The sequence below is a fragment of the Pseudoalteromonas sp. Ps84H-4 genome, assembly GCF_024124645.1.
Classification (GTDB): Bacteria; Pseudomonadota; Gammaproteobacteria; order Enterobacterales; family Alteromonadaceae; genus Pseudoalteromonas; species Pseudoalteromonas lipolytica_C.
This window is the reverse complement of the sequence record NZ_JAMXSK010000010.1, coordinates 74,938-100,101: the sequence shown is the minus strand read 5'-3', so window position 1 is coordinate 100,101 and position 25,164 is coordinate 74,938. Positions and strand designations below refer to the sequence as shown.

At 43.0% G+C, this 25,164-nt stretch carries 16 protein-coding genes; 8 read left to right on the top strand and 8 right to left on the bottom strand.

Annotation, left to right across the window (positions count from 1 at the left end):
• Positions 1 to 9: 9 nt before the first annotated feature.
• From NH454_RS10765 to NH454_RS10755, 3 genes are read right to left on the bottom strand one after another with little or no spacing between them, the layout of a single operon-like run.
• Positions 10 to 771: a 3-hydroxybutyrate dehydrogenase gene (locus NH454_RS10765; protein WP_054552326.1), complete on the bottom strand. Its 762-nt coding sequence runs from the start codon at positions 769 to 771 to the stop codon at positions 10 to 12.
• Between the two features lie 4 nt (positions 772 to 775).
• Positions 776 to 1,963 (bottom strand): homoserine O-acetyltransferase, encoded by a 1,188-nt coding sequence (locus tag NH454_RS10760; protein WP_253039052.1) that lies wholly within the window; start codon positions 1,961 to 1,963, stop codon positions 776 to 778.
• Positions 1,964 to 1,972: 9 nt separating this feature from the next.
• On the bottom strand, positions 1,973 to 3,274 hold the full coding sequence (locus tag NH454_RS10755; protein WP_253039050.1) for a GntP family permease: 1,302 nt from the start codon (positions 3,272 to 3,274) through the stop codon (positions 1,973 to 1,975).
• A gap of 295 nt (positions 3,275 to 3,569) precedes the next feature.
• On the opposite strand from NH454_RS10755, the gene NH454_RS10750 reads away from it, so the two are divergent.
• The 8 genes from NH454_RS10750 (at position 3,570) to NH454_RS10715 (ending at position 15,665) form a co-directional block, all read left to right on the top strand.
• Positions 3,570 to 5,861, top strand: a complete 2,292-nt coding sequence (locus NH454_RS10750; RefSeq protein ID WP_253039049.1) for a TonB-dependent receptor — start codon at positions 3,570 to 3,572, stop codon at positions 5,859 to 5,861.
• 113 nt (positions 5,862 to 5,974) lie between these two features.
• Positions 5,975 to 6,637, top strand: a complete 663-nt coding sequence (locus NH454_RS10745; protein ID WP_054562939.1) for a response regulator transcription factor — start codon at positions 5,975 to 5,977, stop codon at positions 6,635 to 6,637.
• 162 nt (positions 6,638 to 6,799) lie between these two features.
• A complete protein-coding gene (locus tag NH454_RS10740) occupies positions 6,800 to 8,305 on the top strand; it encodes a beta-lactamase family protein (protein WP_253039048.1) in 1,506 nt (501 codons plus the stop codon).
• Positions 8,306 to 8,465: 160 nt separating this feature from the next.
• On the top strand, positions 8,466 to 9,743 hold the full coding sequence (locus NH454_RS10735) for an HlyD family efflux transporter periplasmic adaptor subunit (protein ID WP_253039047.1): 1,278 nt from the start codon (positions 8,466 to 8,468) through the stop codon (positions 9,741 to 9,743).
• The gene (locus NH454_RS10730; RefSeq protein ID WP_135922992.1) at positions 9,740 to 10,492 is read left to right on the top strand and encodes an ABC transporter ATP-binding protein; all 753 of its coding nucleotides are present in this window, start codon (positions 9,740 to 9,742) and stop codon (positions 10,490 to 10,492) included. The genes NH454_RS10735 and NH454_RS10730 overlap by 4 nt, the downstream gene beginning before the upstream one ends.
• Positions 10,492 to 12,942, top strand: coding sequence for an ABC transporter permease (locus tag NH454_RS10725; RefSeq protein WP_253039046.1), 2,451 nt, complete (start codon positions 10,492 to 10,494; stop codon positions 12,940 to 12,942). The genes NH454_RS10730 and NH454_RS10725 overlap by 1 nt, the downstream gene beginning before the upstream one ends.
• Before the next feature lie 56 nt (positions 12,943 to 12,998).
• Positions 12,999 to 14,375 carry a sigma-54 dependent transcriptional regulator gene (locus tag NH454_RS10720; RefSeq protein WP_138558101.1) on the top strand — a complete coding sequence of 459 codons (1,377 nt, stop codon included), beginning with the start codon at positions 12,999 to 13,001 and terminating at the stop codon, positions 14,373 to 14,375.
• Positions 14,376 to 15,665: a HAMP domain-containing sensor histidine kinase gene (locus NH454_RS10715; protein ID WP_253039035.1), complete on the top strand. Its 1,290-nt coding sequence runs from the start codon at positions 14,376 to 14,378 to the stop codon at positions 15,663 to 15,665. It abuts the gene before it with no gap.
• Here the strand turns inward: NH454_RS10715 and NH454_RS10710 are convergent.
• The 5 genes from NH454_RS10710 to NH454_RS10690 all read right to left on the bottom strand — a co-directional run bounded on the left by NH454_RS10710 (position 15,649) and on the right by NH454_RS10690 (position 24,907).
• Complete coding sequence (locus NH454_RS10710; RefSeq protein WP_235383351.1) at positions 15,649 to 19,098, bottom strand: PAS-domain containing protein; 3,450 nt, start codon at positions 19,096 to 19,098, stop codon at positions 15,649 to 15,651. The two genes, NH454_RS10715 and NH454_RS10710, sit on opposite strands and share 17 nt — an antisense overlap.
• Before the next feature lie 422 nt (positions 19,099 to 19,520).
• Positions 19,521 to 20,474 (bottom strand): ribosome biogenesis GTPase YlqF, encoded by a 954-nt coding sequence (gene ylqF / locus NH454_RS10705; protein ID WP_138558098.1) that lies wholly within the window; start codon positions 20,472 to 20,474, stop codon positions 19,521 to 19,523.
• A gap of 108 nt (positions 20,475 to 20,582) precedes the next feature.
• Entirely contained in the window at positions 20,583 to 21,809 is a 1,227-nt protein-coding gene (locus NH454_RS10700) for a HAMP domain-containing sensor histidine kinase (RefSeq protein WP_249930232.1), read from the bottom strand.
• Positions 21,809 to 22,486: a response regulator transcription factor gene (locus tag NH454_RS10695; protein ID WP_199527233.1), complete on the bottom strand. Its 678-nt coding sequence runs from the start codon at positions 22,484 to 22,486 to the stop codon at positions 21,809 to 21,811. Before NH454_RS10695 ends, NH454_RS10700 begins: the two co-directional genes overlap by 1 nt.
• 36 nt (positions 22,487 to 22,522) lie before the next feature.
• On the bottom strand, positions 22,523 to 24,907 hold the full coding sequence (locus tag NH454_RS10690; RefSeq protein ID WP_253039033.1) for a TonB-dependent receptor: 2,385 nt from the start codon (positions 24,905 to 24,907) through the stop codon (positions 22,523 to 22,525).
• Positions 24,908 to 25,164 lie beyond the last annotated feature (257 nt).

The window sequence follows — 25,164 nt, the reverse complement described above, 5'->3', positions numbered from 1 at the left end:
TGGCTCCTCCTATTGTGCAGTCCAACCGCCATCAATGGCGATTGCTTGGGCGGTAATATTGCGTGCTGCATCGGCCATTAAAAAGCTAACGGTATGCAGGATCTCATCTAAGCCGATAAATGCTTTTTTCGGCATCGGTGCTAGCATAATCGTGTCGATCACTTGTTGCTCAGAAATGCCATGTTCTTTAGCTTGCGAGGCAATTTGTTGCTCCACAAGCGGCGTTTTTACATACGCTGGGCACACAGTATTAATCGTGATGTTGGCATCGCCCGTTTCGAGTGCCATGGTTTTAGCAAAGCCGATTAAGCCATGTTTTGCAGCGATATAAGCCGACTTATATTTAGACGCCACCATCGCATGGATTGAACCAATATTAATGATGCGACCAAAATCTTGCTCACGCATGCGAGGGAGTACGGCCTTGGTCATCATCGCCGGACCAACCAGCATAACTTGCTGTAAGAACTGCCATTTATCAGCCGGAAAATCTTCAAGCTTCGCAACGTGCTGAATACCCGCATTATTAATAAGCACATCAATTGGCTGATTAAGCTCAGTGAAAAACTGCTCTATTGCATCACTATCAGCCACATTAAGTGCATACCCTTCGGCGCTGCCACCTTGTTCAACAATGCCTGCTGCCGCTTGTTGTGCTGCTTGCTGATTTAAATCAGTCACAATAATAGTGTGACCTTGCATCGCCAGTTGCTGTGCAACATATAAACCAATACCACTGGCTGCACCGGTAATTAAAACTGTTTTGCTCATCGGGCTACTCCTCTAAAAACTCACTGATAAGCTGCGCTTTCGGGGCGATTGAGAAAATGCCATCAAGGTGTCCCCAGCCCCCTTCAATTTCTGAAATCTCAACGTCTTTACCTGCCGCTTTCATGGTGTCAAAAACAGTACGCATGTTTTCAGGGCGAAGCAGTAAGTCGTTCGTTGCGGGTAGTAATAATGTTTTGGCAGAGACATTTTTAAGTGCTGTTGTTAAATCACTTTGCATGCCAGCGGTAAATAGTTGTGATGCCCGGACCAAATAAAGTACATGGTTTGCATCTTGCGTTTTAGCTCGTGCCATTGCGCGCTGAGCGAGTACTTGGTTTAATTTAGGCAAGGTGCGAATGTCTTTTAACGCACCTTCATCCAATACATTAAAGTCAGGGAAGCTCGCGTTATAAATAATTGGATGCATCGCATCTTGCGTAATATTAAGCATGGTTGCCGCTAAGCCATCTAATGGGCGCTCTTTACCGTAGTAATTACCTTGCTGCCAGTTTTTATCTAAACGAATTGGTAACGCCCATTTCTCAAGTGCAGCGACTGTCCATGCATCCATGGTTGCAGCACCAATCACATGAATTAAACGCTCTACTTTATCTGGGTAACGTGTTGCCCACTCAAATGCTTGGAACGAACCCATTGATGCACCCATCACAGCATGTAACTTAGTGATACCTAGGCTGTCGAGTAACCGCTTTTGCACATTCACAAAGTCAGTAATCGTAACCACTGGGAAATCTAAACCATATGGTTTACCTGTTTTTGGATTGATTGAGGCAGGGCCTGTGGTGATGACATTCGGATCATGCCAGTTGGCATTCACTAAGGTATCTGAGCTAATCACATAATATTTATTGGTATCGATAGCTTTACCTGGGCCGATAATCGCATCCCAATAACCCGGTAAGGCATCATCCGCTTTATATTTACCTGCGGCATGAGAAGTACCAGAGAAGTAATGGGTAATTAAAATCACGTTATCTTTATTGGCGTTTAGTTTTCCGTAACTTTCCCAGCCAATGTCCACTTGCTCTAAAGTCACACCAGACACAGTGGTAAAATCTTTTGTCGTAAAATGCTGTTTTTCCACCAGCATGGTGTCGGCTTTGTTGGCAGCGCCAAACGCAGTGCTACTAAATACAACTAGCCATAGCAAAATTATTAATTTGGTTTTCATTGCTGTTCCTTAAAAGATAATAAAGAGTCCAAGTGCCAATGCGACACCGATAAGCGGAATAACCGCAGTCAGCGCTGCCATTGACCAATACGCTCGTTGATGTGTTTCTTTACAGATAGCGCGTATTGTTGTGACCACATAACCATTATGCGGCAAGGTATCGAGGGCTCCAGAACTAATTGCCACTACACGATGCAGTTGTTCAGGGTTTACACCCATGTCTAAATAACCCGGTGCGACAAGCGGTAATGCAATGGCTTGCCCGCCAGAAGCAGAGCCTGTTAAGCCGGCAATCACACTAACCGCGACTGCAGCACCAAGTAGTTCATTACCCGGCATATGGGTCATCACATCGACAGCGGCAGTAAATGCTGGCGACACTTTCGCCACAGCACCAAAACCAACCACGGCAGCGGTATTACCGATTGCCACTAAAGCGCCGGTCGTACCAACATTAATAGCGTTACCCATATCGTGAAAATGCTTGAAGTTAATAATCACAATACTCAACACACCACCAAGCAAGGCAACAATCAGCGCCGTCTGCTGTAAAATATCGTGCAATGCAAATGACAGAACTAATACCACAATCAGTGGGATCACACCTGTGATTGGATGCGGACGACGACGCTCAATAACCACAGGATCATCATCACGTGCTTCAAAGGTTTCGCCGTTAGCAACGGCTTTTTTGATCATCTTGTTTAACCAAAAATAACCTGCTGTCGCCATGAAAATAGCCACCACTAAGCTCACTTCCCATGCCGCATAAGGCGACGTGCCAAGGTGCTTAACCGGGATCCAGTTTTGAATTTCTGGCGAGCCTGCCGAAGTCATGGTAAAGGTTACCGAACCAAATGCCAGCGTTGCTGGAATAAAGCGGCGCGGTAAGTTTGCATCTTTAAACAGACTTAATGCCATTGGATAAACAGAAAACGCAACGATAAAGACGCTCACGCCACCGTAGGTTAAAACGGCACAGGCAATCACAACCGCAAGAACGGCGTGCTTCATACCTAGTTTACCCACAATGTAGCTTGCAACACTGTCAGCAGCACCGGTGTCTTCCATGAACTTACCGAATAACGACCCCAATAAGAACATAAAGAACCACGCACTTAAGAAGCCTGCAAAACCATCCATATAGGCGTTAATAAAGTTTGTATCTGCCGATACAGGGAAAATGGCCATGCCACTACTAAGTGCAACTAATAGTGCACAGATTGGCGCAGCGATAAATAAATTTACCCCACGCAGCGTTAAAATGATCAGCAGTATTAAACCGCCTAACAGTCCTATCATGCTCAGCATAGACATTCCTATAATTATTGTTATTACACAGATGAGGTGACATCGGAATAATGCTTTCAGTCTTACCCTAAGCGTTCAAAAAATACATAACACTAAGGTACTATCTGCTTTAAAAATAGCTTAATTGCTTGATAAATAAAGGGCTGTGGCGGGTATAGCACTATGGTACTAATTCAATTTCTGCAACTATCTTCTACATTAACTGACAGGTGACACGGGCAAATCTTATTCAGTCTTCGGCAACATCAATGTGAGTGGCCATAAGACTAATGACAACAATAACAAGGAATACAACATGATAAAGCTTAACCCAAAAGTCGCGCCACTTACTCTGGCTGTATCACTTGCTTTGGCAGGTGTCAGTGCTCAAGCGGCAGAACAAGCCGAACCTGCAGCAAAAAAAGGTGAACTTGAACGTATTCAGGTAACAGCACGTAAAACTGTTGAAAACCTGCAAGAAGTGCCAGTCGCAGTCACTTCAATTGGTGCTGAAGAGCTGGCTGAAAATGGCATCGTCGTCATGACCGAAGTTCAGCAGTTCTCGCCAAATACCACCTTGCAAGCAAGCCGTGGTACTAACTCTACAATTACTGCGTTTATTCGTGGTGTAGGTCAGCAAGATCCACTTTGGGGCTATGAGCCGGGTGTCGGTATCTATATTGATGATGTTTATCTTGCTCGCCCACAAGGTGCCGTGCTTGATCTGCTTGATGTGCAACAAATCGAAGTATTACGTGGCCCACAAGGGACGCTTTACGGTAAAAATACCATCGGTGGTGCCATTAAATACGTCACCAAAGAAATGAGCGGTGATGCAACCTTAAATATTCAAGGCACTGTAGGTAGCTATAACCAAAAAGATTTAAAAATCACTGGCCAATTACCGATTGTTGACGAAAAACTTTACGTTGGCTTTGGTTTTGCAACACTTAACCGTGATGGCTTTGGTGAGTTTTTAACATCGGCTCTTGATAACCAAGACCGCGAAAACTACAACAAAGACGTAACCGCAGCTCGCGTTACACTCGAATACACTCCGACTGACGACCTTTTCTTCCGCTTAGCGTGGGATAAAACAGAAGACAAATCAAACGCAAAAGGTGGTTACCGTTTACTACCAAGTATTCTTACCGATGCGCCAGTTCCAGACAGCGTGTATGACTCATACACTAGCTTACCAACATGGAACAAAGTTGAACTTGAAGGTTACAGCCTAACTGCTCGTTGGGATATGACTGACAGCACTAGCATTAAATATGTCGGTTCAAGCCGTGAGAGCTACTCACCAACCAATATCGACTTTGATAACACGTCACTGCAAATTTTCGATGTACCTGCTATTTACGATGATGAGCAAACAACTCACGAATTACAGCTAAATCATCAAGGCGATAACTACAAACTGGTTTCGGGTCTTTACTACTATGATGGTGAATCTTGCGGTCAATTTGAGGCTATTCTAGGTATCTTAGGTCAAAGCCTAGGTGCACCAGGCCTAACTCGTGAAGTAAGCGGCTGTAGTAACTCAAACAGTAAAGCTGCATATATCCAAAGCTCAATTGATTTAACCGATAAATGGTCAATGACACTTGGCGCGCGTTACACCAAAGACAAAAAAGAAGCACAGGTTAACAACGGCCTAATCTTTGACATTGTTTACCCTGAGTCAGGTTGGGTGCCAGGTTACACTCGCCCAGAAGGTCAGCTTGTACCAACGGTACTCGATGATGAAGAAGAATGGTCACGCTTCACACCACGTGCAGGTGTTGAATATCAGTATTCAAACGACATCATGTTCTTTGCAAGTTATGCGCAAGGCTTTAAGTCAGGTACTTTCAACCCACGTGCAACCACTGCAGAGCCAGCAGCAAAACCAGAAATCGTTGATTCATTCGAAATCGGTATGAAGAGTGAGTGGAACAATAACTTACGTGCAAACGTCACTTTATTCACCCTTGACCATAAAGACCGTCAATACATTTCAGTATTACCGGGCGACAGCGCAGCAGATCTAAACCAACGCTTAGGTAACATTGGTGAGTCAACATCAGATGGTATCGAGCTTGAACTAAACTATGTTGCATCAGAATCACTCAGCTTTGATGCGTCAGTGGGTTACATCGATAGTAGCTTTGATAACGTGATTGATTACGACCCAGTGACTGGTGAGCAATTTGATAAATCAGATCGCTTTACTGTATCAAACACACCTGATTTAACCTTTAATCTGGGTGCAACGTACCGCATGTACACAGAAATGGGTGACTTTGTTGTCAATGGTAACTACTACTACCGTGGTGACTACGCGCTATTCGAAGAAGATAGTCTACTAACACAAGATGCTTACGGTATCTTCAATATGGGTATTACTTGGTACAGCACAGATGGTCACTGGACTGCAGGTCTTTACGGTAAAAACTTAACGGACGAAGAGTACATGATTGGTGGTTACCAGTTCGTGGCACCTGATCCAACAGACCCAACAGATACCAGCAAATACACCCCAGGTTTAGGTGGTGATAATACGCTAATTGGTTACTACGGAGACCCTCGCACTGTAGCCTTCACTGTTGGTTACCGTTTCTAAAATAGAATCTAAATCCTTGTGTGAGAAAAGGTTTGTCTGAAACTTCCCCTCAGGCAAACCTTGTTTCAAAAGGCAAAATCACTTATAACATAACGCATTGGAGAATCGAGGGAATGTCTTTAGCTGTGAACACCATAATCGCCGATGATCACCCGTTATTTAGAAGTGCGCTGCGTCAAGCTGCCGCGACATCAGTGCCAGAAGAACATATTAAAGAAACCAGTGACATTGATGGTTTGTTTACACTGTTAAGCGCTCACCCTGAGATTGAACTGATATTTTTAGACCTCACCATCCCAGGTGCAAATGGCCTACAAGCCCTTTCACAACTGCGTAACCACTACCCAGATATCTTAGTGATTATGGTCTCTGCCAATGAGACACCAGCCATAATCAAACAAGCCATGAGCCTTGGCGCTGCAGGCTATATTCCGAAGTCATCTTCTTTAGATGTCATCAGTGAAGCAATTAGCCATGTACTCAATGGCGACACTTGGTTACCACCTGAAGTAGATTTAACCGATGTGGTGATCAACGACGAACAAAGCGAATTTGCTCGTAACCTCGAAAAACTAACTCCGCAGCAATACCGCGTACTTGCAATGATTGCCGACGGCTTATTGAATAAACAAATCGCCTTCGAAATGTCGATTCAAGAAACCACAATCAAACAACATGTGTCAGCGATTTTACGTAAACTCAATGTCTATAACCGCACCCAGGCAGGCATTTTGTTTAATCAACTTTCGCAGGTTGGCAAAATCGAAGAAAGCTAATTTAAGCATTCACTCCCAGTTTTAATTTGAAATTCCCATAAATGGGAATTTTAAAACCAAGAAAAACAATAAAAGCCATTAACTTCAACACTTTAAAGATTGACATACTCCTCGCTTTAGTGCTCACATCAAAAACTATCTAAGTAAAAATAATAGATACAAATGAACACTAAGGACAACATCGTGTACACAGCTTGCAAAAAACTTGGCAAAAAATTAATCCTTCCAACGATTACTCTTCTATCGCTTATTTTAAGTGCCTTTTCTGCACATGCAGATGAGCTTGACCAATGGCTGGTTGAGTTAATGCAAAAAAGAAATATTCCCGGGCTACAACTGGCTGTCGTTCGAGATAATAAAGTAATTAAAGTTGCCAGCTACGGAGTTGCAAATATTGAAGATAATATTGCCGTTGATGCCGACACTTTATTTGTGATTAATTCCGCAACTAAAGCCTTCGTTGGTGTCGCACTGATGCAACTTGTTGAGCAAAAGAAGTTAGACCTTAATGCGCCTATTGGCACTTACCTACCCGAGCTGCCAACTCAGTGGCACGCTATAACAACAAGAGAATTAATGAGCCATACATCAGGCTTACCTGACATAATAAAAGATGAAATTGCCAATCTAATCTCAGATCAAGGACCCGATGACGCATGGCAACAAGTACAAACTAAACCATTAGAGTTCGAAACCGGCACCCGTTTTAAATATAACCAAACAAACTACGTCATTATTGGTAAGTTAATTAATAAGTTATCTGGGATGCCATTTCAGCAATTTATAGCAAAAAACCAGTTACAAAAAACTGAGATGAACAGAACACTTCAAGCGGGCTTTGGCAATCTCAACAATGTTGTAAAACACTCGGCTAGACGATACGAAACGCAAGGTAATGAACTAATAAATTCAAGAGAAGCCATTTTCTCACCAATGCTACAAACCGCCGCAGGTATGGCCTCAACAGCAACTGAGCTAGCAAATTGGCTAGTGGCATTACAAACAAATCAATTTATTAATGCACAAAGTATTCAACAAATGTGGACCCCGACTCGACTAAAAAATGGTCATACTCAAGGCTTTAATCAGCGCTTAAATGGCTACAGTCTTGGTTGGCCTGTAATGGGACGAGAAGAACATCCGGCATTAGCTGCCATAGGTGGTAACAGAGCAGGTATCTTTGTTTACCCTGAAGATAATATGTCGATAGTGATCTTAACCAACTTGATTGGCGCAATGCCATCGCAATTTGTAGATGAAATTGCGGGCTTTTATATCCCTGAAATGAAACAAGAAAATGGCTTTGGTTTAGCGAAAAATATTAAACGCTTATGGCAAGTTCTTGAAGTGCAAGGCTATGAAAATGCGATTACAGCTGCGGATCAATTAGCTAAAGACGAGCAGATCCAATTTACTGAAAGCGATATTAACTTATGGGGTTATTCACTTATTAACCAAGACAAACTCAATGAAGCGTTAGCGATTTTTAAACTAAATACGCACCTTTACCCACATAGTTACAATACCTTTGATAGCTTAGCAGAGGCATACTGGTACCTCGGTGATCTCAAGCAAGCAACCGCCAATTATAACCATGTGTTAAAGCTTAAACCTGATAACACACATGCTAAAAAGCAGCTGGCTAAGCTTGCAAAGTTAATACAGTAGACTGCACTTTATATCTGTCCCACTTTTGATTTTATTAATCCCAAAAGTGGGAAAACCCATCTCACCTAAAAACAACAAAACATTTAAAATCAATAAATTAAACCTTGGCACGTTCCTCGCTTTTGTGTTGCTAAACCTACAATACAATGAAATATAGCCAATGGATTTAGACAGCACACTAAAACGCAAACCTCAGCAATCAAAAGCTAAAAAATGGCTTTTTGGTGCAGCTATTGGCGTGTCAGCTCTTGGCGCTTTAATGGTGTATCAATGGGCGACCCCTACCGCTGTTGCTGCAAGCCAATTGCAAATAGCGACCGTGAAACAAGCCGATTTTGTGGTAAAAATACGTGGCTTTGGCCGTTTAAAGCCAAAGTATCAACGTTATTTGACCAATACCGACACTGCAATGGTCGAAGCTATCCACGTTTATCCCGGCACTATTGTTAACAAAGACACGGTAATTTTAAGCCTAGTCAACCCACAGCAAGCGCAGCGTTTATCGGTTGCTCGGCTAGAACTTGCTCGCCAAAAAGCCAGTGTGAATGAGCAAAAAATTAATCAGCAAAGTGAGCTACTTGAGCGCCAAGCAAATCTCGCCATATTAAAAAGTGAGCTACAAAGCGCAGAGCTTAGAGTCGATGCCGAAAGCAAACTGATCGAACAAGGAATTGTTTCAAGCCTCGATTACAAACGAAGCATGCTAAACGTAGCACAGCTTACAGAGCGCGTAAGTATTGAGCAGCAACGTCTTGCACAGCTTAAAGAAATGCACTTACAACGCAGCAAAATACAGCAAGAACTATTAAGCCAATTTGAGCTTAATTATCAGGTTGAGCAACAGGCTTTTGATCAGCTGCAAATAACGGCAGGTATCGATGGCATGCTGCAAGAGTTGAATGTTGAACTCGGCCAAAACCTCGTGCCGGGCACCCGCCTTGCGGTGGTTGGCTCAAATAAAGCACTCAAAGCAGAGCTAAGCGTGAAGCAAGCTGATGCCGAAAAAGTGGCACTTAATATGGCAGCGAAAGTAAACACCTTTAGCCAAGCTAGCCACGGTGAAGTTGATGCCAAAGTCACCCGAATTGACCCTATTGTTACGGATGGTCGAGTTATTATCGAACTTGATTTACAAGGCACTCTGCCTGCCAATGCCCGCCCCGATTTAAGCATTGAAGGCTATGTGGTTAGCAACATTATTCCCGATGCATTAACCATTAACGTGCCACAAAAAGCACAAGCACACAGCGAAGCCACGCTGTTTAAACTTAATCCAAATACCCAGTTAGCAACGCCAACCAATATCGAATTTGGTACACTCAGTGACAATCAAATTCAACTTTTGAGCGGTGCCACCGTGGGCGAACAGCTGATCATTTCAGACCTTTCTAAATGGCAGCATTTGGCAACAATAAAAATCGAACAGGACAGTTTATGAAAACCAACACGCTTATCTCATTAAACAAAATCGCCAAAGTTTATCGCGGCCAAAATGTTGAAACCTATGCATTAAAAGACATCAGCCTGAATATTAACCAAGGTGACTATATCTGCATTAGCGGCCCATCTGGCTGTGGTAAATCGACACTGCTGTCATTATTAGGCCTACTTGATAGCCCAACTGCTGGCGACTATTTCATTAAAGAAGTCGACACAAAAACCCTCGATATGGATCAGCAAGCTGAACTTAGAAACCTTCACATTGGTTTTATATTTCAGTCGTTTAACCTAATTGATGAATTATCGGTTTTTGACAACGTGGCACTGCCACTCACTTACCGAGAGCCAGCCATGAGCCCTAGCGAAATAGAGATTGCGGTAAAACAAGCCCTTGATGAAGTGGAAATGGGCCACCGTGCCCAGCATAAACCCAATCAATTATCCGGTGGTCAGCAACAGCGTATTGCTATTGCCCGCGCACTGGCTGGCAAGCCAAGTATTTTATTAGTGGATGAGCCAACCGGTAACTTAGATTCAAAAAATGGTGATGCTGTCATGGACTTGCTTGATGAGCTGAATAAAAAAGGCACCACCATTTGTATGGTAACCCATGACTTACGTTATGCCGGACGTGCTAAAACGCAACTTAAATTGCTAGATGGTGAAATTGTTTCCTACTCAGAAGCTCGCCAAGCACCTAGCAGCGACACCACAGAGCAAGTATTCGAAAGCGCCGAGGTGATGTAATGAAATTAACCAAAACACGCGCCCAACTGAGCTTAGCGTGGGCATCATTAATGAATGCACCGGGCTTTGTCACTGCGGTTATCGCAACGCTTGCTTTAACACTTGCCACCTTGTTTGTAGTGCTTAGCCTTGTTAACAGCTACTTTTTAAAGCCCCTTGATGTGTACGATGAAAGCCGCATGGTGGTGGTTGAGCAATCACTTACTTATGATGACTACGATGCCACCGGCTTTCAAAGCTATCAGTCGATGGTGCATTGGCTTAAGCATAATCAAAGCTTTGAACAAAGTATGATGATCAATGCGGGTGAGCAAATTTTTGCAAACCTCGATGGCGAGCCAAAAGAGCCTGTGCTGTATGTTGGCGGCAACTATTTTGACTTATTAAACACGCCATTTTTAATGGGACAGGGTTTTGATCTTGGAGAAACGCTAGAAACTCCTGATGATCGGGTTGTTATCTCTGCTAACTTCTGGCGTAAACATTACAACAGCGACCCGAACATTATTGGTAAAACACTTTCAGTCATGGCGGGTGAAACCGATTACGTGCACCGTATCGTCGGTGTTGTTGATGACTCATTCAGCCCACCTTACATGTTTAAAGCAAGTGATGTTGAAGTGTGGTTTCCATCAAGTGCGGACCGCCGTTTCTTTCACAATGATGATTGGCAAAGCCCATGGACAAACACTTTTAAAAACCTAAAACTGATTGCCGTTTTAAAGCCTGGGGTCACCATAGAACAAGTTAAAGTCGATTTAAAACAACAAATTGATACGATTAAGTCAGAGTGGCTAAACAATGGTGGTATCACCGATGTAAAACCTGAAGTAACTCCTTATCGTGACGTTGAGCTGGGTAATAACGATGACTTAAGCTTGATGATGTTAGCCGGTGCGGTAGGGCTACTGATTATTGCAGTACTGAATGTAAGCACATTATTCTTCTCGCGCGCTCTTGCTCAACATAAAACCCTCGCCTTGCAGGCGGTGTTAGGTGCTAAACGCAGCACGTTATTTAAAAGTATCTTTTTACAGTCACTAATTTTAATGACCTTATCGGTAAGCATTGCACTGTTTTTATCGGTATGGGGCATACGTTTATTTAAAGTATTGGCAGAAGGACGATTACCACTGGTTAACAGCTTGGCGGTTGATAGCACGTTGGTCATTGTTGCCATCATACTGTGTATTGCTCTTGCTTATATTTTCTCTGTAATTACAGCGCGTTTGGTTAATTACAAAACCCTAAATACGCAAATGCAGAATAGTGGTAAAGGCGGTGTTTCGCAGGTATCAGGCCGTACAGTGCGTATTTTAATTGGCTCACAAATGTTTGTTGCCGCGCTGCTTGTTAGTTTTTCGGTGATGGTAGTCAGTAAAGCCATGGGCACGATTAACCGCCCACTCGGCAGTGATACCGAAAACCTGTATTTTGCCAACCTGTTCCAGCCAAATAATCAGATGTCATTGGCGGAGCGCTACGAACATATGCTGCAATACAAGCAGGTTTTGCTTGATAGCCAAGGCATTGATGATGTTGCCCTGGGTCACAGCCCTGTTTCGCAAAGACAAAACGCTAACACCTTGACAGATGTAAACGGTAAAAGCTCAATTTTCTTCCCTAGTCAGTGGGTAGGGCCTGATTACTTTGCGTTAGTTAACACCAAAATTCTCGCCGGCCGCACCTTTAGCGAGCAAGCAATACGTGGTGAAACCAACGAGATACTGGTATCAGTCAGCGTGGCTGAGAATTTATTACCAGGCCAAGACTATCGAAATATCATCGGCAAGAGCTACCAAGGCTTAGAAGAAAAGATGTATGAAGTGGTGGGTGTAACCGAAGATTTTAATCACCCTAAATACTACGATGAGTCGTATGGTCGTCACATTTGGTGGCCAGCAACACCATATAGCTACATGTTTACTATTAAAGCTACTGATGGCGTTAAGCTGACTAATAAACAAATACTTAATACGCTGAAAGAAAAGAACAGCGACTTAACCATGTGGCAGTTTAATGACCTGCAACAAGAGTACGACAATTTACTGTATATGAGCCGACTGACTGTGGTTCTATGTAGTACCTTAGCGCTATTTACTCTATTATTAGCAGCAATCGGTATTTTTGGGGTACTGAGCTACAACCTGGGTCTGCGCCGTTATGAGTTTGGTATTCGTATGGCATTAGGTGCGAAAAAAGCGCGCTTATTCAAGCTGATGAGTGTTGAAGCTATTATCCCTGTGCTCATTGGCTTTGCGGTTGCACTTGCTGTGGTAATGATGGGTTTTTACATGTTACAAGGCCAGCTAATGTCTTGGCTGATACTTGATGTAAGACTGCAATTACTCGCGTGGAGTATTACCTTATGTATTGCGCTATTTGCTTGCTTTAGACCTTTGGTTTTACTACTTAAAGCAAAACCTATGGCTGCACTGCGTAACGATTAACAGCAAAAATGGTGGCTTAAGTTTAAGCCACCTCAACAGGATAATAAGAAAACATCATGGACAAAATCTTAGTCATAGACGATCAAGCTGATGTACGTCTGGCTGCTATTGTTGCATTACAACAACTAGGCTTACCATGCCTTGAGGCCGAAGGCCCTGAACATGCGCTTGAGTTATTAAAAACCGAGCACATTAGCCTGATTTTGCTTGATATGAACTACAAGCTCGACACTACCTCAGGTGAAGAGGGATTACGCTTTTTAAAGCAACTAAATCAATTAGGTTCAACCATACCAGTCATTGTAATGACCGCATGGGCTAGCATTGATGTTGCCGTAAAAGCCATGCAATTAGGGGCTGTCGACTTTGTTGAAAAACCGTGGAATAACCTACGCTTAACCGCCGTTGTGCAACAACAACTAAAACTTAAGCAAAGTAATCACGACAACGCGTGCTTAAAGGCACTTACCAGTGACTCACAAGCACATTACATAGCCCAATCAGAAATCATGCAGCTGTTACTCGCCAAAGCTGAGCGCGCTGCAAAAACCGATGCCAGTATTTTAATTACCGGCGAAAATGGCACAGGCAAAAGCTTATTGGCACATTATATTCATCAGCATTCACTCAGAGCTGATAAACGCTATGTAAGCGTGAATGTTGGCGCCATTGCCCCAACGCTATTCGAAAGCGAATTATTTGGTCATAAGAAAGGCGCTTTCACTGATGCCAAAGAAGACCGCTTAGGACGGTTTGAAATTGCCGAAGGCGGCACCTTATTTTTAGATGAAATTGCAACGTTAAGCCTCGAGCTGCAAAGTAAAATGCTCCGCGTGCTAGAAAGCAAAGAGTTTGAAGTGCTAGGCTCAAGCCAAACCAAAACCGCCGATGTTCGCATTATTTCTGCCACCAATAGTGAATTAGCTACAGCCATTGAGCAGGGTGAGTTCCGCCGTGACTTATTATTTAGGCTTAATACCATTGAACTGCACATTCCACCTCTTCGCGACAGAAAAGACGACATTGCCCCATTAGCTGAACACCTGTTGTTAGTGCATGGTAAAAAATATCAACGCGCAAATATGGCGCTCAGTAATGATGCCCTAAAGGCGCTAAAAAATTACAGCTGGCCTGGTAATATTCGTGAGCTAAGCCACTGCATTGAACGCGCAGTGATCATGAGCGATAACAATAATATTCAAGCCAATGACCTCATTTTAGATCAACCAAGTTGCGAGCAAACGAATAGTAATGCGGAACAGGCTTTGCCACTATTGCCCCTTGAAGAACTTGAAAAACAAATGATTCAAAAAGCGCTGCTGCAATTTAATGGCAATGTTATCGCCGCAGGAGAATTTTTAGGATTAAGTAAATCGGCGATTTATCGTCGCATTGATAAACATCAGCTCGATTTAAAAGAAGTAGAACGCTAAATGAGTAGCAAGTTGTCGTTAGAGCAGCGTATTCGACGCTATTTTTATATGGTTATAGCGCTGCTATTAACGCTTGGTATTGCCCTTTCGCTCAGCTTAAAACTAGGTTGGTTTGCCAGTATCAGTCTATTATTGCCGTTTATCGGGATAAGCGCTTTTGCTTTAATTAAAAGCTACCGTGTGATCACCGATGTGGTTGAACGCTTTGGTCTGCAACTAGATGCACTGGCAAATGACGAAAGTAATAGTTGGCATTTAGCGTCTTATCAAAGTGGGCGAGTCGCAGCACTTAAACAAGATTTTGTCAAGCTCAGCAATAAAATAGCCAAGAACAAACGCCATTACATGCAAACAGAAGAGTTTGTTTTTGAGTTTGCCAGCATGCTGGACTTACCCATCGTTATCCTAGACCCCCATAGCTTGATTTACTTTAGTAATAAGGCGTTTAAAAACAGTATTAACCATCACCAGATTGAAGGTAAATCGGCCAGCGACTTAGGCATTGCCGTGCATGATGGCGAATGGCAACAAAACAGTGACTCACTGTTTAAACAACGCTTTCAAATCTCATCGCAGACTTTTTGGCGGACCGGCAGAAACTTTGAATTACTAACCTTCTTTTCAATTGAGCAACAGCTTCGCGATAATGAACAACTTGTTTGGCAACGGTTAATTCGAGTGTTAAATCATGAAGTGCGTAACTCACTCACGCCGATTTATTCAATGAGTCAGTCATTGCAAACCCTTAAACGCCAAGGGCAAATTAGCAGTCACGATGATCTCGCCCAAGATATGCTGCAAGTAATAGAAAAACGCGCTCAGCACTTGCTTGATTTTGTAGCCAGTTACAGTGCGTTTGCCAAGCTACCACCCGCACAAAAACAGATAATCAGTAGCGAGCAATTAAACACTCGCTTAAGCGCTATCTTTCCTGAACTAGTAATAAATAGCAGCGAAGAGTTACATTTTAATGCCGACCTAGGTCAGCTAGAACAAGCGTTAATCAACTTGATAAAAAATGCCTTTGAAGCAGGTAGCAATTCAGCCCCTACCCTCACTTGGTCAAGACAAGGTAATAACTTAAGTATTGCAATTAGCGACCAAGGTTGTGGCATTCAAAACCCCGATAACTTGTTCGTGCCATTTTACTCAACCAAGGCAAATGGCACAGGTATAGGGCTTGTGATCACCCGAGAACTTGTGCGCAACCAAGGCTTTGAGTTATCAATAAACTCAAAACCCCAGCAAGGCACAAAAGCTACAATTACTGTGCCTAAGTCAGTCGCTTAATCATGCGTTTTAAGGCGGGCGCTTTCAGAGGCTTATAAAGCAATGGATAGCCCGCATCGAGCACTAACTCGCGTATACCTTCATCATGATTTGCGGTGTTAACGATAGCTGGTAAGCGTGTTAGTGCGGCTTGCTCAATCACTTCAAGGCCTGTTACTCCATCATCAAGCTGATAATCAATAATCAACAATTGCGGTAGGGCTTGGCTTGCCTTTAGCTGCTCAAGCTCCGCTAAGTTAGTGGCCGTTGAGATTTCGCAGCCCCAGTTCTCAAGTAACTGTTTTAATGCCTCTAACACGTTGCGGTCGTTATCAAGCAACCAAATACGCAATTGCCCCAGCTCTGTTTCTTGTGATGCCTCTGCACCTTTGGCTTGCGCTGGTGCAGCGCTAACTTTACAAGGTAGTGTTAGGGTAAATTGCGTACCTTTACCAAGTTCAGATCCCATCACTAGGGGTATTTTCAGCAAATCACAAATACGTTTGGTAATAGCCAGCCCTAAACCTAAGCCTTCAGCACTTGGTTTTGCACCAAGCTGTTTAAACTCTTGGAAAATCGTTTGCTGATCATTGGCAGCAATACCAATACCGGTATCTTCAACAATAAACGACACATGATTATCTTCGTACTGCATTTTTAAGCGCACTTCACCTTGCTCAGTGTAACGAATCGCATTACTCAAAAGGTTACGCAGTACTCGGCGTAATAGCGCTTTGTCGGTATGCAGGCGCACATCGCAGGTTTCAACAATAAATTTCAAACCTTTTTCACGCGCTAAAGCTTCGTAATCATTGCGAAGTGGTTCAACAAGAGAACTAGTTGCAAATTCGCTCATTTGTACTTTAAACGAGCCAGAGTCAAGTTTGGTTAACTCTAAAATACTCGATAACAACTCTTCTGCACTGCCCAGTGAATTCTTTATATTCATCGCCAGCTCTTTAAGCTCGGTGTCTTGGGCCTTTTCATTCATTAAAGAACAAAATAAACTCGCGGCATTAAAAGGCTGTAATAAATCGTGGCTGGCAGCCGCAAAAAACCGGGTTTTACTGACCGTTGCTTGCTCTGCCACTTGCTTTGCCATCGACAACTCTTGGTTTGCCTGTGTTAGCGCCAAGGTGCGTGCTGCTACCTTTTCTTCAAGGCTGACATTAGCCTCTGTTAGCGCTTTTTGTTGTTTTACGAACTCGGTGATGTCGGTATAGGTTGTTACAAAGCCGCCACCTGGCAGTGGGTTACCTTGCATTTCAAACACGCGACCATCATTGTGCGAGCGCTGATATTTATAAGCGCTGCCTTGGCGTAAATAGGCTAAGCGTTTTTCAACTTCGCTGGTCATGCTCTCGCCGCTAAATAAGCCTCGCTCGGCATTAAAACGAATAATGTCAGCAACTGGGCGGCCTATGTAGAGCGCATCATCTGGGTAGGCGAACATGTTTTTGTAGCCTTGATTCCAGGCTACCAGCCGCAGCTCACTATCAACTACACTGATCCCTTGTTGAATGTTTTCGATTGTTGATTGCAGTAAATCACGATTAAATTTAAGTACTTGGCTTGCCTCATCTACAAATTCAGCAACCTGCTCTAGCGGCTGACGCTGCTCATCTTTGGCTACATCTAAAATAAGCCGCGCCGATGCACCACCTATCACCGCTGACATCTCGCGCTCAACCAGTAGCTCTAACTCAACATTGGCTGGACGCTTCCACTTACTTTTATCATCTGGAAAGTAATGATTAACCAAAGACTGCGCCGCTTCTTTTTCGGCAAATCGCTGCAAAAGTGCACCTAGGTCGTGATAGCTCAAGGGCTGCAGATGATTACTCACCCGTGAATCACTCAGCTGCGATACAAACTTATTGCTCTGTAAGCGCTCTGCCAAGGTTGCACGACTAAATAGCGGTACTAAAAAATACACTAAACAGTTCGCACCTAACGACAGCAACAAGGCTTGGCTGATGCTTTCCATGCCTAAAGAAAATAAATCGGTAGGCGCGAGCCAGCTAATTCCCCAAGGTCCATCCACAAGCCATAAGCTATCGCGACCTAAACCTCCAGCAATATTTGGCAGTAAGAGTGTGTAACCCCAAATAATAAAGCCACTTAAAATGCCCAATTGTGCGCCGCGACAGGATGCTTGTCGCCACCATAAGCCAATGATCATGGCCGGTGAAAATTGTGCGACTAAGGTAAACGACATTAAACCCACATTGGCAAGGGTTGTACTTTCGCCAAGAACCCGGTGAGTAAAATAGCTAAGCAATAAAATCAGTACGATAACGATTTTACGCGCATGTAATAGGTTGTTTTTATCAAGTCCGCGGCTACTCGATGTGAGCTGTGAGCGGCGTAAAATAAATTGATTAATAAAGTCATTGGTGATCATCACTGAAAGCACAATGGATGACACAATCACCATACTGGTTGCCGCTGAAAAGCCGCCTAAAAACGCCAATAGCGCCACAAAGGCATCATCAGCAGCCATAGGTAGCGCCAATACAAAGGTGTCGTAACCGACTTCTTGACCTTGAAAGTAAATTAATCCGGCGTATGCAATTGGTAGAATAAACAGGTTGATAAGTAATAAGTAAATCGGGAATAGCCAACGTGCCGAGGCCAATTCTTTATCGTTATTTTTCTCGATAAAGCTCATGTGGAACTGCCTTGGCAAACATAAAGTCGCCAAAATACCAAGTAAAGTATGGGCCACATACACATAGGTCGGGCTTTGTGTAGCAGCCACTTGCTGATCAATATTTAGTTCATGGGCTTTATCGTACAGTGCCACTGGGCTATCAAATAGCGCAAAACACACATATAAACCCACAGCTAAAAATGCCAATAACTTAACCACAGATTCAAAGGCAATACTGGCAATAAGACCGGGGTTATGTTCGCTAGGCTTTAAGCGCCTTGCACCAAATAAAATAGCAAACAGTGCTAATACAAGCGTGATATAAAAAGTACTATCGGCCCATACTTCATGGCTTTGCATCATTGAACGGTTAGTTAATAAATTAATACTTTGTGCGGTAGCACTTAGCTGCAAAGAGATATAAGGCACAATGGCAATCACTGAAATCAATGAAATGAGCCCTGATAAGCTCGACGACTGACCATATCGCGTAGCAATAAAATCAGCCATCGAGGTTATTTTTTGCTGCCTACAAATATGCGCTATACGGCAATACACTTGCCAACCAAAAATAAATAGCAAAATAGTGCCGGCATAAGTCGGTGCTAGCCACCAGCCATTATATGCAGCTTGTGCTGTGGTACCAAAAAACGCCCAAGAGGTGCAGTACACTCCAAGCGATAAACCATAGGTTAAGCCTTTAAAAGGCAATACTTTTCTTTTATCAGCCCAGCCTGCAACCGCAAATAAAATTGCCAGATATACAATTGCAAGAAGGCTTATTGACCAAATTGAGAACATCGTGTGTTTTTATTTTAATTGTTATAGCACCAGCATAGTTTTTATTGCGCGTAATTTACAGCCTAACTTTAGTGCTAATGCATTGTATTGCTGAAGTTTAAAAAACAAACACAAAGAAATGAGAATTATTTTCAATTGAGTGTTGACAGACACTCAAATCTAATTGATAATCACTATCAACAAGACAGTAAAGTGTTATGACTTGTTCGGAATAAACTGATTTGTTTCTCGACCCTGAAACACGTGTGGCCCACGATAAAGCTAAGATCGCCTGTTGCTAATCGCAACGCCCCTTGATATTGGCAACAGGTGATCGCCCTACTATTTTACTTGCTACATTGCTCATATCGGTGACGGTAGATATGAAACTAAAAAAGCCCTTACAGGGCTTTTTTTATGTCTGAAAAACAAATGATGGCTTGTTAACGGCGATTCTTGCGCGCACGCGCTCGGCGTTGTTTTTTCTCTTCTTCTTTTGCGGCTTTTTTTGCCTCTGCAGCAGCGCGAAGCTGTGCAACCATTTGCTCTTCTTCTTCACGCATAGCAGGTGTTTCCATGGTAATACGACCAATAATGCCATCGCGTAATTCGTTAATAAGAATTTCAGACATCTTGTAAGTATCGATTTGATTACCACCGCGGATACAGCCACGCTTTTTACCTGCCATTTCAACAAACTCCCAGTCAGACTCTGGTAGCTCGTCAATTTTATAACGGCTTTTTAAAAGCTCTGGGTATGCATGCAGTAAATATTCAGCGGTGTAACTAGCCACTTCTTCGTAATCGATAGCGGTATCACGAATTGCACCAGTTGCTCCTAAACGATAACCTGAGTTTTCGTTTTCTACTTTAGGCCACAACATGCCCGGCGTGTCGTAAAGCATAATGCCATCGTCAAGCTTAATACGTTGCTGCGCTTTTGTTACCGCAGGCTCATTACCTGTTTTTGCCACAATACGGCCGGCTAAGGTATTAATAAGTGTTGATTTACCAACATTTGGAATACCCATGATCATGGCTTTAATTTGTTTATCAGCGCCTACTTTATGCGGTACTAATTTTTTACAAAGCTCATTAATACGGTGCACTTCACCTGCTTTATCATTACCAAAATCAATCGCTTTCACGCCACTTTGCTGCTCAAAGTAGTCTTTCCAAGCTTGCGTCAACTTAGGATCAGCTAAGTCCGCCTTGTTCATGATTTTGATCACCGGCTTATCGCCACGAAGCGCAGTAACCATTGGGTTTTCACTACTGTAAGGAATACGGGCATCAAGTACCTCAATGATCACATCCATCTGTGGCATGATTTCTTTAATTTCGTTGCGGGCTTTGTTCATGTGACCCGGGAACCACTGTATTCCTGCTCTACTCATTAGATTATTAAGCTCTTTATTTTAAAGGCTAACGCCATGGGGATTTTGCTGATAGGTATAGTTTACTACATCAAGCAGGATTGTTTAAAAATAAAATCATGCCTTCCATCACCACGAAAGACGAGCGACTACATGCGCTGTATCTGCATGCAGTGAGAATGACCAACCATTGCGCTCACATAAGCGTTGCACAATACCTAAACCTAAGCCGTAGCCGTGAGAAGCTGTTTCAGTCGCCGTATGTTGGGCATCACCGCCACTGAACTGATTAGTGATTAATAATTCATGCTCTTTAATCAAAATTGCAATCGGTTCCTGTCCTGCAAGGGTATGCTCAAACGCGTTTCGCACCAGGTTATTAACGGCAATAGAAAATGCCTGTGCATGCCCATAAATTATGGGGTTGGCGAGCTCATCAAGTTCAACACCAACGAGCTTACCGTTTAACAAATAGCGTTGCTGCTCTACTGCTTTTCTTACCAGTGGCATTACTAAAAACTGCTCATCATACAAGCCATCATCAGTTTCACGAGCAAGACACAAAAACATTTCGATCATTGTATTCATGTCGTGTGTTGCCCGCCTTACACGATCTAGCACCTTCATATCGGCAGGAGTCAATTGGCTTTGTTCTAAAAGCTCTAGGGCGCCGGTAATGACTGTCACTGGCGTGCGCAATTCATGGCTTGCAGAGTCTGTAAAATAGCGTTCTCTTGCGATGAATGCACTCACTCGCTCAAAAGCCTGCTCTATTGTATTTGCGAGCATGCCAACTTCATCATTTGTATATCGGTTAGCATGTATACGCTTGTAATCTTCGTTTGATAATTGCTCAGGATCAATGTCGGCCACAGCTTTAGCAAGTTGAGTTACGGGAGCCAAAGCTCGACGCATCACAACAATTCCAAGCCCAAAGCCTAATAACCCCAATGTTCCTACAAGGCTGCTAATAATAAGTAATAACCACCAATCCTCTGACGAAGAAGCCTCAATCTGCGCGACATCAAACACTACAAACCCAGGTGACTGCTCATTGCCTGTATCAATTACGGCAACATGTAATTCTTCGCTATCAAATTCATACAAGCCTACTGCTGGATTTGTTTGCGCCCACGCATGAAGTGATTGAGGTAAGTTATCTACTTTATCGTACGCCTTAAGATTGGTAGTAATAGCAGGGTAGTTATCTGATGCAACTTGCAATTGCTGGGTTAGCACGCGATCTTCACTCAATCTTATTGCAGCAAAGAAAGCAAACCCCCATGCAATACTCAGCACAGCCACACACATTGCAAATGCGATAGCGACACGTTTGTGCAAACTATGCCGATACATTATTGCACGTCCTTTGCAATTCGATAGCCAATACGGTGCACAGTATGAATCAAAGGCGTATCAAATGGTTTATCAATTGCCTGTCTTAACTTGTACATGTGCGAACGAAGCGCGTCACCATCGGGAGGCTCATCTGCCCATAATAAAGTTTCGAGACTATCGCGTGTAACAACAGAAGGAGATACCTCCATTAACCGCTGCAATAACTTCATACTTGCAGGATTAAGCTCAATAAGCTGGCCTGCACGATGTACTTGCAAGGTGGACTTATTCATCGTTAGATCAGACACAGTCAATACCTTGTTGGTATTGCCGTGACTCCGCTTATAAAGAGCTTGAAGGCGCACATGTAACTCTTGCAATGCGAATGGCTTTACCAAATAATCGTCGGCTCCTACTGCAAATCCTCTCAGTTTATCATCAAGCGTGTCTCTCGCAGTGAGCATAAGTACAGGTGTTTCAACGTCAGCTTCAGCTCGCAACTTTTGACAAAAGTGTAAGCCATCCATCCCTGGAAGCATTAGGTCTAAAACAATGACATCAAACTTGTTGTTCATCGCTAGTTGCATTGCACTTATACCGTCATAAGCAAAGTCCAAGAGATAACAGTGCCTTTCTAGATACGCAGCAATATTCGCACTAATGTCACGATTATCTTCAACAATCAAAGCTCTGATCGGCTCAGTATTCAAAGCATCTAGCATTTTTCTTCCTTACCAAGCGTAATCTAATCGCAATCCGATCAGCGGTTCAGCTTCGCTATCGTCAACGACTTCAATCCCTCGGCGGTAATCAAACTCAGTGTCATCAGCTGATGAAGCTGCCGTGACATTTATAACATCAAGGAAGGCGGTAACATCAATAGGACCAAAGGCACGTCGGTAATCTACACGAACATTCAATGAGCCTGATCCTTCTTTACGGCCAACATTACGCTCTGTAATTTCCTTAGAGTAACGCAAAGGCTGCCCTGGCCCCAAAACATCTTCATGTACAATAAATATGTCATCTGGTCTGCCTGAAAGGTATTTATATCGTCCAGCAAGTTTCCAACGGTCACTTATCTCCCATGTCAGCCCTAACGTGGCAACATGTTCACGACTAAATTCAGCAGCTACGTCGCCAAAACCATCCTTTCGGTCTACGACCGCATCATTGTAAGAATAGGTTGCACTGGCGTAAAGACCTTCGAAAATAGTAGCATTAAGCACAAAATCAGCACCATATGAAGTACCATCACCATCATTTGCATAAGTTCCACTGGTACGGTCTAGGTCAACCACTAAGTCGCTAAGTTGCTGATAATAAACTTCCGTTAGTAATGACCAGTTGGCATTAGGGAAATATTTAAAACCAACACTCGTATGGGTAATTTTTTCAGTTTTAAGATTATTAGTCTCGTTAGCTGCAAGTTCTAAATATCGCGGTGACTGATGAAATAACCCCGCCGTTGCAAAATACCTTACCTTTTGACTTGGCATCCAGTTGATGCTGAATCGAGGTGATATAAAACTTTCATCAGCAAACCCATCTCGTTCAAATCGTAAACCTGTACCAAAATCCCAATCACCCATTTCAAAAATTTGTTCTATGTAGCCTGTATAGTTTACTTCTTTCAAAGACGTGACTGAATTAAGGCTTTCAGGGGTTAGTACAATAAACTTTTGCTGTGGGTCTGGTCTATAATCGTCACTATCATAAACATACCGATTCCATTCACCATCTAAAAAGGTGCTGTAATCTAGTTCAATTTGCGTAATTCGGGCACCGACGCTCAACATCCCTAATTGATTTTCTACCTCAAAATCACTTCTCCAACCAATTTCTGTTTCACCTTCAGATATAGTGATAATGTCTTCTCGAATAGGGTATTCAGAAGCAGGCGTTCCCTCGGGCACAAGATCTGGATAAGCCTCACCTTCAGAGCTCAATTTATCACTTTTTCGGTAGTAAACTTTATTAGTCAAAACAGCAGTTTCACCAAGTAATGTGGTCAATGTTAAACCATACAAGTCACTATCTTGCTCGGCATTTTGCAATGCAGTATCTTCAAAATTAGGTGATTCAGAAACATGCTCAACGCCACGAGTATATTTCTCATGCGTATCCATGAGTAACACTTCAAAAGTGTTATTTTGATTAATGGGTATCACTGATTTAAAAATAATATCCCTTAAAACAGGTTCACCAATATCTAGCTCTTCGATAGTTTCAAACAAGGCACCAAAATCTAACCGCCTTGCAGAAAAAAGCATAGTTGCTTCATCAGTGATATTTATAGGGCCGTCATAACCAACTTCATAACCAGCAAGGTCGTAGCGAAAACTTGCTGATGGACTAGGGTTACCATCGGCCACTTCTAGCTTCAGTAAAGACCCTGCACGACCACCATAAGCTGCTTGCCACCCGCCGGGTGAAAATTCTGCTCCATTTATCACATTGGGGGCAAATATAGAAAAGCGACCACCGCCGCCTACATCTTCCTCTTCACCTAACGTCGCATCAAAGTGAATAGCTTTATCAAAAGGAAAATCATCAACAAAGAGTAAATTATCTCTTGGGCCTCGACCACGCACACTAAAACTTGCAAATTCACTGTCAGATGCGACACCTGGCAATCCATCTAGAGAAAGTAGTGGATCTGCACCTCCTCCCACGGCACTTCGCAGAGATTCTCTGTCGAGATAGGTGCTAGAGCCTGAAGTAAATGTATCAGCTTGTTGGGCTCTTACTTCAACTACTTCTATGGCTTGTTCTCTAAGGTCAAATTCAACCTTCGTATTTTTACGAGTTACAACGCGAATACTTGGTTCGTATAAAGCCGCAAAGCCACTTTTTGTAATCTTTATTGAGTAAAGGCCCGGGTCGAGTTGCTCAACAACAATACGCCCTTGTAGATCAGTTTGTAAGGTTTGTATTGCAGAGGTTTCTCGTTCCTTAAGTATGACTTGTGCGTTTGGAAGTGGTCGATCTGTAGTCTGATTTTTAACAATAACCGTTATTGCCCCAGGCTCTTCTACTGCGTAAGAGTAAAATGCCAAACTACTCAACAATAGCCATGTAAATGACCAGAGTATCTGTCTAAATTGTTCTTTCATAATTGCGTCCCTCTTGGCATCAACCATGATCTTGATTTCAATAACTTGCACATACTTTCATCCTCCCAAATAGCCCTAATTATTGAATTCGAATTAATCAACTTTAGACGTTAGCAAAGTAAATGTGACTAAAATGTCACCGGCGTAATTTAGGTTTATGAATGCTGCCTGTGATAATAAATAAGGATTAACCAAAAGTTTCGCTGGAGATATTTAAGCGTCGGTAAGATTAATTGCGCTATAATGGCGCAAATTTT